This is a genomic window from Bartonella sp. DB5-6, from assembly GCF_000278115.1.
Classification (GTDB): Bacteria; Pseudomonadota; Alphaproteobacteria; order Rhizobiales; family Rhizobiaceae; genus Bartonella; species Bartonella refiksaydamii.
In genome coordinates, this window is record NZ_JH725121.1 from 86,031 (window position 1) to 97,568 (window position 11,538).

General features: G+C 37.6%; 9 protein-coding genes. 7 read left to right on the plus strand and 2 right to left on the minus strand.

The window, feature by feature from the left end; genetic code table 11:
- The 4 genes from MCO_RS07810 to trpS all read left to right on the plus strand — a co-directional run.
- Positions 1-1,776, plus strand: a 1,776-nt coding sequence (locus MCO_RS07810; RefSeq protein ID WP_007553646.1) for a BID domain-containing T4SS effector, incomplete at its 5' end; no start/stop codon positions are given.
- Between the two features lie 328 nt (positions 1,777-2,104).
- On the plus strand, positions 2,105-3,955 hold the full coding sequence (locus tag MCO_RS07815) for a BID domain-containing T4SS effector (protein ID WP_007553648.1): 1,851 nt from the start codon (positions 2,105-2,107) through the stop codon (positions 3,953-3,955).
- A 791-nt stretch (positions 3,956-4,746) separates the two neighbouring features.
- Positions 4,747-6,318, plus strand: coding sequence for a murein biosynthesis integral membrane protein MurJ (gene murJ / locus MCO_RS07820; protein WP_081488158.1), 1,572 nt, complete (start codon positions 4,747-4,749; stop codon positions 6,316-6,318).
- Positions 6,319-6,395: 77 nt separating this feature from the next.
- Positions 6,396-7,466 (plus strand): tryptophan--tRNA ligase, encoded by a 1,071-nt coding sequence (gene trpS, locus MCO_RS07825; RefSeq protein ID WP_007553652.1) that lies wholly within the window; start codon positions 6,396-6,398, stop codon positions 7,464-7,466.
- A gap of 180 nt (positions 7,467-7,646) precedes the next feature.
- Here trpS and MCO_RS09855 read toward each other — a convergent pair whose 3' ends face one another.
- Entirely contained in the window at positions 7,647-8,741 is a 1,095-nt protein-coding gene (locus MCO_RS09855) for a phage DNA encapsidation protein (RefSeq protein ID WP_007553654.1), read from the minus strand.
- Between the two features lie 210 nt (positions 8,742-8,951).
- On the opposite strand from MCO_RS09855, the gene MCO_RS07835 reads away from it, so the two are divergent.
- Both MCO_RS07835 and MCO_RS07840 read left to right on the plus strand, forming a co-directional pair.
- The gene (locus tag MCO_RS07835; RefSeq protein ID WP_007553656.1) at positions 8,952-9,443 is read left to right on the plus strand and encodes a universal stress protein; all 492 of its coding nucleotides are present in this window, start codon (positions 8,952-8,954) and stop codon (positions 9,441-9,443) included.
- Between the two features lie 55 nt (positions 9,444-9,498).
- Positions 9,499-10,077 (plus strand): NifU family protein, encoded by a 579-nt coding sequence (locus MCO_RS07840; protein WP_007553658.1) that lies wholly within the window; start codon positions 9,499-9,501, stop codon positions 10,075-10,077.
- A 331-nt stretch (positions 10,078-10,408) separates the two neighbouring features.
- Here MCO_RS07840 and MCO_RS07845 read toward each other — a convergent pair whose 3' ends face one another.
- The gene (locus MCO_RS07845; RefSeq protein ID WP_007553659.1) at positions 10,409-10,744 is read right to left on the minus strand and encodes a zinc ribbon domain-containing protein YjdM; all 336 of its coding nucleotides are present in this window, start codon (positions 10,742-10,744) and stop codon (positions 10,409-10,411) included.
- A gap of 609 nt (positions 10,745-11,353) precedes the next feature.
- Between MCO_RS07845 and MCO_RS11590 the strand changes: the two genes are divergently transcribed.
- Positions 11,354-11,538 (plus strand): helix-turn-helix domain-containing protein (locus MCO_RS11590; protein WP_007553662.1); only part of this gene is annotated, 185 nt, incomplete at its 3' end.

An 11,538-nucleotide genomic window follows, 5' to 3' on the forward strand; every position in this document is an offset into this window, starting at 1 on the left:
GACAAAGAACAAAGCAACACAGCCGCACAAGAGAATGAAACTATATATGCAGAGCTTGTGAGAAAGACACCGCCTCTTACAAAAAACAGAGAAAAAAGCAATATAGCCACTCAAAAAGATAAAACCATATATGCAACGGTTTCTTCATCAAGAGTAAGTACATCTATCCCGAAAGAGGAACTCATCCAGAAAATTAGAAACAATATGTTTGTCCAAGGCTGTAAAGACGAAATCAAAAGTTTGTCTCAAACTGTTTATGGGAACCCAGATATTTTTCAGAAAAAACTTGAGGAAATTGAAAAAAATCCTTTCCTTGGAGAAAGCATTTCATTGCAAATTGCAGCAAATCCTAAGCTTGTTGCTAATCTTGCTGGAAAAAAAGTTCTTGGCATAAAAAATCGAGCACGCAAAAAGGCTGAAGAAAATATTTCATCTCTGTGTCTCGCCATTGAAAATTATGCCGAGATTGTAAAACAGGCAAAAGAGAATGTTTTTCACGTCCATCTGGCAGAACAATCACTCCATAGAAAGTCAATAGACCTAAAGCAAATGGCTGAAGATCTACAAAAGCCACGCAAACCTGGACAAGAAAAGGCAGCCCTTTCGCAAAAGGAAATTGTACGCAGAGTTCAAAGCAATACAGCGGTCCAATATTGTCACACAGAAATCGTATATTGGTGCATAATTGCTTATGGCGACCCAAGCGTTTTGCAGCATAGGCTTGAAGAAGTTAACAAATCTCCTGCCATGGGAGAAGAGCTTGCATGGCAAGTTAAAACACACCCTCATATATTTGGTAGACTTGCTGGTTACAATGTCTATGGCTTTAAAAGTGATACACGCAAACAGGCTGAAAATGCTCTTACACGTCTAGGTGAAGCCATTGAAGGTTATGCTGAGGCTATAAAACACGCAAAAGAGCACCTTATACAAGGCCAAGAAGAAAAACACAAACGCCATACACAGCCTCCAGAGCAAGATAAAAGCATGCAAAAACAGCAAAGCTTATCGAAATCTCCTAAACTGCCTGAACGCTCACCAACGAACAGACACCAAGAAGCTGTTGAAACTGCCATGCAAACTGAATGGAACCGGCTTGGTGCTCGACCACGCACAGTGACAATACCAGAAAAACACAGACAAGAGAGTATTTTGCCTGCTTCTCACACAGAACAAAAAACACACAGAGAGCAAACCGCTAAAAATCAGCAACAGTCACTTACAGCTGAAAAAGAAAGAACCCCTCCTCTCTCGCATAAGGAAATTAGCGACAGAGTTCAAAATGATCACTCTGTTCAACGGGCTCGAATAGAAATTTACAATTGGTGTAACATTGTTTATAAAGACCCATTTATTTTTCAATATAACACTGAAGATGTGCAAAAAAATCCTGTTTTGGGAGAAGAACTCTCATGGCAAGTTGCAAATCAGCCTACAATGTTTTCTTCGCTTGCTGGCAAACAAGTGCTTGGCATAAAAAATAGTGCACGCAAACATGCTGAAGGCGCTGTTCCTTCTCTATGTGCTGCCATTGATGATTATACCAAAACTGTAAAAAAAGTCAGAGAAGAGATTGTAAAAACACATCAGGAACAATCTCCCGAGCAAGATAAAAGCATGCAAAAACAAAAAAGCCTCTCGCAATCTCCTCAATTGCCTGAACGCTCATCAATAAAAAGGCATCTAGAATCTGCTGAAAACTCCATGTCGATAAGCTCACCGGACGTTCAGTCGCGGAAAGTGGGCGCCTCAAAAGCAATGGCGTTAACCAGCTAAACTTCATAGCCTCTTGTTTTTAATATAATTTCTTTGTGCAGTCATTTTACGTAGATTGCACTAGGGAGTATTGCACCAAGGAGTATTGTGTAATGTTACAGACAGTATCACCCCCCCCCTCAATTTATCTAACTGACTGATAAAGTTGTACAATAAAATAACAGTTCATAATAATAAACATTGACTACGGACCCTACGAATAAAGCAAAATTTTTTGCGTCAAAAAGGACTTTTTCCTTTGGATAAAAACTACAAAGTAAAAGAGGGAAGAACCGTAAAGAGTCCTTCAAAACAAATGTTGGTCTAAAACGCGTGAAAGGAAATATTTATGAAAAATAACCAAACAAACCATTCTGCGTCTCACACACCAGAACAGCAAAAAATATCGAAAATTAGTGATACCCTCCCTTTTACGGAGCCAAGGGCTAAAAACCTGAGAGAAACACTTACTCCAAAAGAAGAAATAGCACCTCACCCCTTTAGAAAAAGGTCTTCATCTTTAGAAGTGCAAGAAGGGAATATATCACCACGTAATTTTATTTACCCAAATAGTATCACGCTGAAAAATAAATATGGAATAAAGAATTATAGCAAATTAAAAATGCAATGTGCCCACGATTCAGCAAAAGCAATCATTAATCTGCGCCAAGAAGAACCACCACAAAGGTTAACATCTGCATATCTCCTCTATATTCATCGCACTTTATTTAAAAACACCTTTGAATGGGCCGGACATACCCGCGAAAAAGCCTTTACCTTTGAAGATGGGAGCGTTGCCTGTATGCCAGAAATGAAAAAAGCAGGCATTTCTTTTGCAGCGGGGGAAAAGGTCCAGGAAGGTCTTAACAATTTAGATCAAATACTGAACGAGAAGAATAATTTAAAAGGCTTAACCCGCGAAGCATTTGTTGAAAATGCAACTGAAATGATGATACTGTTAAACTACACGCATCCTTTCCGAGAAGGGAATGGGCGCACACAACGGGTGTTTTTTGAAAAGCTTGGGCAAATTGCAGGTCACAAACTGGACTTTTCTCTTGTAACAGAAAAACGCATGAAGCTTGCCAGTATTGAGTCACTAAAATCAGGCGATTCAAAAGCGATAAAAGATCTGCTTGACGATATTTCCAATCCAGAAAAGACGCTTATTTTAAAGGAATTCATGGACCACATGAAAACTATCGGACTTGAAAGTATTAATCATCGCCTTGTTATGACAACCAAAGAAGGTGAAACCTATAGGGGCTTTTATAGAGGCAGTGGAGCAAATGGTTTCATGGTTGATGTTAATGGTTCTTTCATCATAGGAAATAAAAACAATCTCACACCAGAACAACTCAAAACATTAAAAATTGGTGATGCCCTCTCTTTTACAGTGCCAAGGGCTCAAGACTTTCAACAAACGCTAATCCCAAGAGAAAAAATAGCACCTCTTACAAGAGATGAAATTAATGAAAGGGTTCAAAACAGCGCATTAGTCCAAAAAAGCACAAGAAAAATCGAAGAATTGTGTAAGATTGTTTATGGTGATCCGTATATTTTGCAAAACAAAATGTCGGAAATTAAAATTCCAATGACAAGTGAAAATATTGTTGAAGGAGAAAAATTTGCACGACAAATTGAAAGTTTTCCTCAATCTATTCATAGACTGCGTGGTATCAATATATGTGGCATAAAAAGTGGTGCACGTGCGCATGCTGAAGAAAATATTTTGCCCTTAAGCCACGCCATTTTTGATTATGTATATACTGTAAGACAGGTGGGAAAAGACATTCTTGAAAACCATCAGCTAGAGCAAAAACGCTGTGAGAAATCAGTAAAAACGCCTAGTCAATGGATGAAAAATCTCTTTTCTCTGCCTAAAGAACAACAGCAAGAATTCTTAGCGCAATCTCCTGAACTGCGGATGCAAATAAATACCTATATGCTTCAATTACAAGAGCGTCTCTCACCGTGTGAACAAAAAGCTATAAGGGAAAAGAATTACCAAGAGCTCGCTAAAACTATTGGCACCTCAGTAAATAACGCAAAGGAAATTGCAAAAATTTTCCAACAGGGAAAAGAAATACAACTGAATATGCAACCAGAGCATTTTCTTCACCGCCAATCCAAGGAACGCGCAGCAGCAAGTTGGAGTAAATCTACACGAGAACATGCCCCAATTTCGGTCAATCCGTAATGAACAAAAAGAAATTGATAAAATCCATTAAGCAAAAAGAGTGCCGCAACAAAACATTCAACGGCATAAATCTGGAAGCATAAAATTAATGACTACATATCCATAAATTTTTAGCTCTTTTTTAAGTTGGATCATCATACTTTTAGATCACTCTCCTCTTTTGACCATTTTCTTTTAAGAGAGAAGATATGTGAGCATAATTTCAGGAAGCAAAACGGAAAACGCGAAAAACAAAAAGTCCTCTATTTTGTTTAAGTTATCTTGTACATATGAGGTATTCTTTAGAACTTCAAACGTTTTGAATTAGTATAAAAGTAAACAAACTTTTTAAACACTCTACGAAGCTGAATTTTTAGTTTATCAATCTGGTATGTAAAAAAACATTTAATAATAAGCGAGGATTTGGAACGCAAAGCGATATACTCCAGCAATAAACGGTAAAAAACACCTAAATGCCACGCGTATACTATTCAGAACCAATGCAACAAAGCACCAAATAAATAAGGCTTACCCATTTTCCCCGCTCTTTATCTCTTCGTGACATTGCCTCCTATCTCCAAAATTGTAAAAAGAGACTTTAATATTTTATGTAAGTAATCAAACGATAACATAGCAACAACAACTATAGCTCAAAGAGTATGAATACGCTCTTATTGACAGAAGGGTGAACACCATCGTAAAACGCTTTAGCTTTACAAAAGAATATTTATATTAACACACTAATTAGGTTTTTATGATCTAAAAAGGCTTTATTAATCACTTCTTCTTCATAACAAAGCTGATGTATCTTTATGACCTTGATTAAAAAGTTTGCAACTGTTGCTTCCGGAACCCTGATGAGTCGTATTTTTGGCTTTGTACGCGAAATGCTGATGGCAGCAGCGTTGGGTACTGGTCCTGTTTCTGACGCGTTCAACGCGGCTTTTCGTTTTCCCAATACATTCCGCCGTTTTTTTGCTGAAGGTGCCTTTAATGCAGCTTTTATTCCCCTTTTTTCAAAAAAAATTACCGAAGATGGTCAAGAAACCGCATGCAAATTTGCAGAAGAAGTGTTTGGCGTTCTCTTTTCGTTGCTGTTACTTTTAACCATTGTCATGGAATTAAGCATGCCTTTTTTAGTACGAACGGTTATTGCTCCAGGTTTTACAGAGGATACCACAAAATTTAACGCCACAGTCCATTTTACCGCGATCATGTTCCCCTATTTAACATGTATGTCTTTAGCAGCAATGATGGGAGGAATGTTAAATGCCTTACGGCGCTATTTTATTGCAGCCATAGCTCCCCTTTTTTTGAATATTATTCTTATTGGTGTACTTGCCTATGCGTGGATCTATCAGCTTGACGCTTGGAATATCGGCTTAAATCTTTCTTGGGGGGTTTTAGCAGCGGGAATCCTGCAACTCACCTTGATCGCGGTTGCTTTGCGTCAAAGTGGCATGAAAATTTTTCTCCGTCATCCTCATTTTAGCCCCAATGTTCGCAAACTTCTCACTTTAGCATTCCCTGCTGCCATCACGGGAGGCATTACACAAATCAATTTGCTCATCAATACCAACATTGCTTCTAGCCAATCGGGTGCTGTATCTTCTTTGATGTATGCTGATCGTCTCTACCAATTACCCCTAGGCGTGATAGCAATTGCCATTGCAACAGTTCTTTTACCAGAATTAACAAGAGCTCTACGCAGCAAGCAGCACAAAGAAACACATGATTTACAAAACCGCTCTATTGAATTAACCCTGTTGTTAACACTACCCGCATCCGTTGCTTTTCTAATGCTCTCCACCCCCATTGTCAGTTTGCTTTTTGAGCGTGGACAATTTACCAGTGTTTCAACACACCATGTTGCACAGTTACTTGAACTTTACGGGCTAGGACTTCCAGCTTTTGTCCTGATCAAGGTATTTATTCCTAGTTTTTTTGCTCATGAAGATACAAAAACACCGATGATTGTCACCGGCATTTGCGTTTTCATCAATATTGGTCTTGCCTTAACATTATTTCCTTCTTTATCAGCACGAGGTATTGTCATTGCCGAAATTACCTCTGGATGGGTCAACACACTATTGCTTTGTGGCATTCTCATCAAACGCAGCTATTGGAAATACGATGCACAACTGATAAAACGCATTTCTTGTCTGATACTCATCACTGTTTTAAGCAGTGTAACCCTTCATTATCTGCTTAATATGCTTGGTTTTTTGTCTTTTCCTTTATCCTCACATGCGTCGTTTTTCTTGCGTGCCAGCACCTTTGCAGGGATAATGTTTGTCATATTCTTGGTATATTTGGGTGCTTATTTTTTACTTGACACGCGTTCCTTTTTCCGCACCCTCAAAAATTTCAAAAAATACCTCTAATATTTTATCTTGCTTTCATAAAAACGCTTTGACACAAAACACAAAATAAATAACCTGACTTAAGAAAGAACTTTTCTATGGACACCTTTACACCGCTTGTCTTTTCCGGCGTACAACCGAGTGGTAACTTACATCTTGGCAATTATCTTGGAGCCATAAAACATTGGGTTGAATTGCAAACATCTTATCACTGTCTATATTGCGTTGTTGATATGCATGCACTTACAGTGAACCCAGATCCACAAACTTTAAGTGAATCAACTAGAGCTGCCACAGCAGCTTTTTTAGCTGCGGGAATTGATCCTCAAAAACACATTATTTTCAACCAGTCTCAGGTTTTTCAACATGCCGAACTTGCATGGATTTTAAATTGTATCGCCCGTATCGGTTGGCTCCAACGCATGACACAATTTAAAGATAAAGCAGGAAAAGATCGTGAAAAAGCGTCCCTAGGACTTTTCGCTTATCCAAGTTTGATGGCTGCCGATATTTTGCTCTACCGTGCCACGCATGTTCCGGTGGGTGAAGATCAAAAACAGCACGTTGAACTCACGCGCGATATTGCGCAAAAATTCAATAACGACTACGCGCACCGCATTGCAGATTTGAATTTTGATATTTCAATGCAAATGAATGAGGAAAAAAGACAAGGCTTTTTCCCCATGCCAGAAGCGCTGATAGGAAAAACAGCCATGCGTGTAATGTCCTTGCGTGATGGTACAAAAAAAATGTCAAAATCAGATCCCTCAGATTTTTCACGCATTAATTTGACCGATGATGCTGATCTTATTGCAAAAAAAATACGCAAAGCAAAAACCGATTCCGCGCCTCTTCCCGACACATTGGAAGCTTTAGGAGGACGACCAGAGATTGACAATCTTCTTGGTATTTATGCGGCTTTTGCCCAAATAAGTAAAGAAAAGGCCCTTTTAGAGTTTTCTGGAAAACAATTTTCACTTTTCAAAACAGCCTTAGCTGACCTTGCCGTCCACAAGCTTGCACCCATCACAGGGGAACTGCGTCGACTGCATCAAGAAAGCGATTATATTGACTCTGTTTTGCACGATGGTGCACAACGTGCCAGTGTTCTAGCAGAAAAAAATATGAAAAAAATCCGTGAAATCGTTGGATTTTTGCATAAGACATGAGACAATGAAAATAGCTGTAAAAAATAAAAAAGAAGTTATACCCGAATTTTGAGGAAATATCTTTCCCTCTTACAAAAGACACCCCCTCACACGAGAGACCACCGTTATCTCTACTATGCCCATATCATTGCTATAAACAACGATATTTACAGAATAGGAGAAACAATTGATTTTCCTATTTCAAACCTTTTTGATGAATGATTCCATAACTCTTTTAACATCCATTGTTTCAAAACAAACATCACCATCCCTTATAAATTTAGCTAATTGTTTGAGTTTATGATCTTTTGAAATGCTCCCTTTAATTGCACCTTCGTATAAAATGTTATCCATACTGTAGGTAATATAATCTTTATTAAAACCTTTTTTAATGAACAACTTATCAGATGCAAAAAAGACAGCTAATTTTTGGCTTTGAATGATGAGGTTAAAATAAGGTGTTTTAGGTATTGATTTCATTTTATCAATGAATGAATAATCATCATTAGTCTTAAGAGCATTATTATCTAATACGAATGATCCATATGCTGTCTCTTTAATTGATTTAGCGAATTTTGTTTGCACTTTCTTCTCAACAAATTCTTTTCCGAAGGTATGACCTACTAAAATTAATTTTTTACGAAAGAATGAAAATTCATTAGTATGATGATTTCTTAAATCAAAAAAATCGAAATAAGGATTGTAATGTGATACGCTGTTACCAAGGCATATTACACGAACATCATCACGGAGCCTAAATACGGTTTCACATAGACTAATTAATTTTTCCGGTTCATTCTTTAAATATTTTCCTTGTTCACAAATATATTCATCAAAAATGATTGTTTTAACATTAGGGAAAGAACAGTGTTTGTATTGGTTAGCTAAAGATAGAGAGATTAAATACCCGCAAAGCATGTCATTTTTTGCTTTAAATAGAGGTGGTAGTCTGTACGATATTTTTGTACTGATTTTTGCTTCAGTTTCTTCTCTACCTTGAGAGAACTTTTCTAACTCATCTAAGTAAATTTCTGAATTATAAAGGATATGTTCACCTTTGCATCTAAATTCACATGGTTTAATAATGCCTTGTTTTTCTAAAGCAATAAACATTGCATCTTTTACACGTTGAATTTCTTTTTGTGTGCGACGTACGTATATGAATTGTTCATTTCTTTTTTTGTAAGCATTACAGACAAAACGTAACGCGCTAAATGTTTTTCCTAATCCTCTATTACTATCTAAAAAATTCCATAGTGCATTATAGGAAAGCGCTTTGTTTAAATCGTAGTACAACTCTTTGTCCCCCCGCCATTTTAAAAAATATTAACCATCAGTTCATAATATAATTTCACAGGAGCTTCTTTTAAACACACTCTTATTCAATTTTTCTCTAAAATTGCGCTATCTGAAAAATTCTATTGAAACTTTTTCAAAGTTACCTTTACTTAGATATTTGAACAAGGTTGATTTGAAATATTTTCACCAAAAAAGGAGGGGAGATACATGGTTTCTAAGCGAAAAAATGCAAAAACAGAGCATAAGCGAAAAATTTTAGTGATTATCGACGAAACACCAGAGTGTCGCCGTGCCGTTGCTTTTGCCGCACAACATGCTAAAAATACCAATAGAACATTGATATTGCTTTGTGTTGTTGACAGCGTAGAATTTCAACATTTTCTGGGTGTAAACAACGTGATGCGAACGGAATCAACGCAAAGTGCTCATAAAGTATTGGGAGAAATTGCCAATGATGTACACACCACGCATGGTCTTGAAACAGAGATTGTTATACGTGAAGGCAAGAAAATTGATGAAATTTCCAAACTAATCGACGAAGATAAGGAGATTTCGCTCATTGTTTTAGCGGCCAGTGCACATACAGAAGGACCAGGACCGCTTATCCAACTCATTGGTAATCGGGGAACAGCTTTTTCAATCCCTGTCACTGTCATTCCGAGCAATCTTGCGGATGAAGATATTGAATCTATTGCCTAAATGCATATTCTATATTCAATGACCATTTTCATCCCTAACCATAAAAGGAAAGTGTATGTTTATTCAAACTGAAACCACACCAAATCCTGCAACGTTGAAATTTTTGCCAGGGCGTGTGGTCCTTTCCGAGGGCGTATTAGAATTTCGTGATCGTGAAGAAGCGGCTAAAAATTCGCCTTTAGCTGCTAAACTGTTTAATATTCCAAATGTCAATGGTGTCTTTTTAGGCTATGATTTTATCACTGTAAGCAAAAAAGAGGGAGAATGGCAACATCTTAAACCAGTCATTTTAGGCACAATTATGGAACATTTTTTGTCCAATGACCCAGTTGTTACCACCAACGCGACAACACAAGCGCAAACCCACGCCCTTAATGAAGAGTTTTATGACGAAAAAGATGCTGATATCGTGCTAACAATTAAAGAGCTTCTTGAAACACGTATCCGCCCAGCCGTTGCCAACGATGGTGGAGATATCACTTTTCGCGGATTTGAAAATGGTATTGTTTACCTCAATATGCGAGGTGCTTGCGCTGGATGCCCCTCTTCAACCGCAACGCTAAAACATGGTATTGAAAATCTTTTACGGCACTTTATTCCAGAAGTTTTAGGTGTTGAAGCTATGCCACAATAAAAATGAAGCCCCACAAACATCGATAAAAAACAAACGAGACAGCGAAATACTACCCCTTAAGAGCCATTATAAAAACCAAGTCATATCCCCGAACACACCATATTACTCCATATAAAACACGCCGAAAAAAAAAGATGCCACGAGAACATTTTTTCATAAAGCAATACCATGCAAGAGTGAGGTATACGCAGCCCCCTAGGATTCACCTCATTACCAGAACATGTCTTTTTTAAAAAATCAAAAAATTGAAAAAACCTTCTCCAGCAGTAATCTCAAATGCATACAAATGCATTTCATCAAAGAAGAAAGCGCCTTACAAACTATATAACAACTAAATTTTCTTAACAAATTCTGACTTTAATCCAATCTGTCCAATCCCAGGGATCTTACAGTCAAGATTATGATCTCCATCCACGAGGCGAATATTTTTCACCTTAGTCCCACTTTTGAGAACGGATGCAGCGCCCTTTACTTTAAGGTCTTTTACCACCATAACACTATCCCCATTCGTCAAAACCTGACCATTAGCATCATAAACAATATCGGAAGGAACAGAATCTTCACTCTTTTGTGACCATTCATGTGCGCATTCAGGACACACAAAATTTTCACCTTCTTCATAAGTGTAAAGACCACCACAGTGAGGACATTTAGGGTATTGGTTCATACATTCCCTCTTTGGTTCAAAAAAGCATTTCTGTGGTCATAGAGCAAGAAATGCGCATTGTCTATTGTTTCACGAAAAACATCTAAACTTTTTCCATCTCATCCCTCCCCCTGAGATACAATATTATCAAAATCCCATTGAGCATCATCATCTTTACGTTTATGAAGGATGCTAGTCACCAGAACGATCACACTTCCTTGCTCGTCACAAGTGAGGTTGGTGTATGGAAAAAAAACTCTTCAAGAAAGTCATAAAAATGCTTTTTATGAATGCTCTCAAATGCAAGAGCTCTTGCAACATTGGGGGATATAAAAGTTTGAGAAACATTCCCCCTCATTTTTAAAAATTATAAGTTGAGAAAAACTATCTTAATTTTTACTACAATCCCCTGAAATTGCTTTATAATTTAAAAAATGTTTTGTTCGTGTCCACAACGACCAAAAGAGAACGCCCCCTCTAAAATCCAAACGTAAAAATTAACCTATTATAAATGCGCCCATACTATGGATATCTTGGGACTCTGGGAGATTTTTGCTATGTCTAGGTGCTTTAAGCACTAAAAGCAAAAAGGCTGACTAGAACTCAGTACTTCCAGACCTCGGAATACCAATGCGAGGGCGCTCGCAACCGGCGGGGGGCTCTAAAGTGCAAACCAAAACTCTCAACGACATTTTTGTAGGCAAGAGAATTCGTTTTAGGCGAAAAATGTTGAAAATGTCTCAAAAACAATTAGCGCATGCTTTAAGTGTAAGCTACCAACAAATTCAAAAATATGAAACAGGCTTAAATCGTGT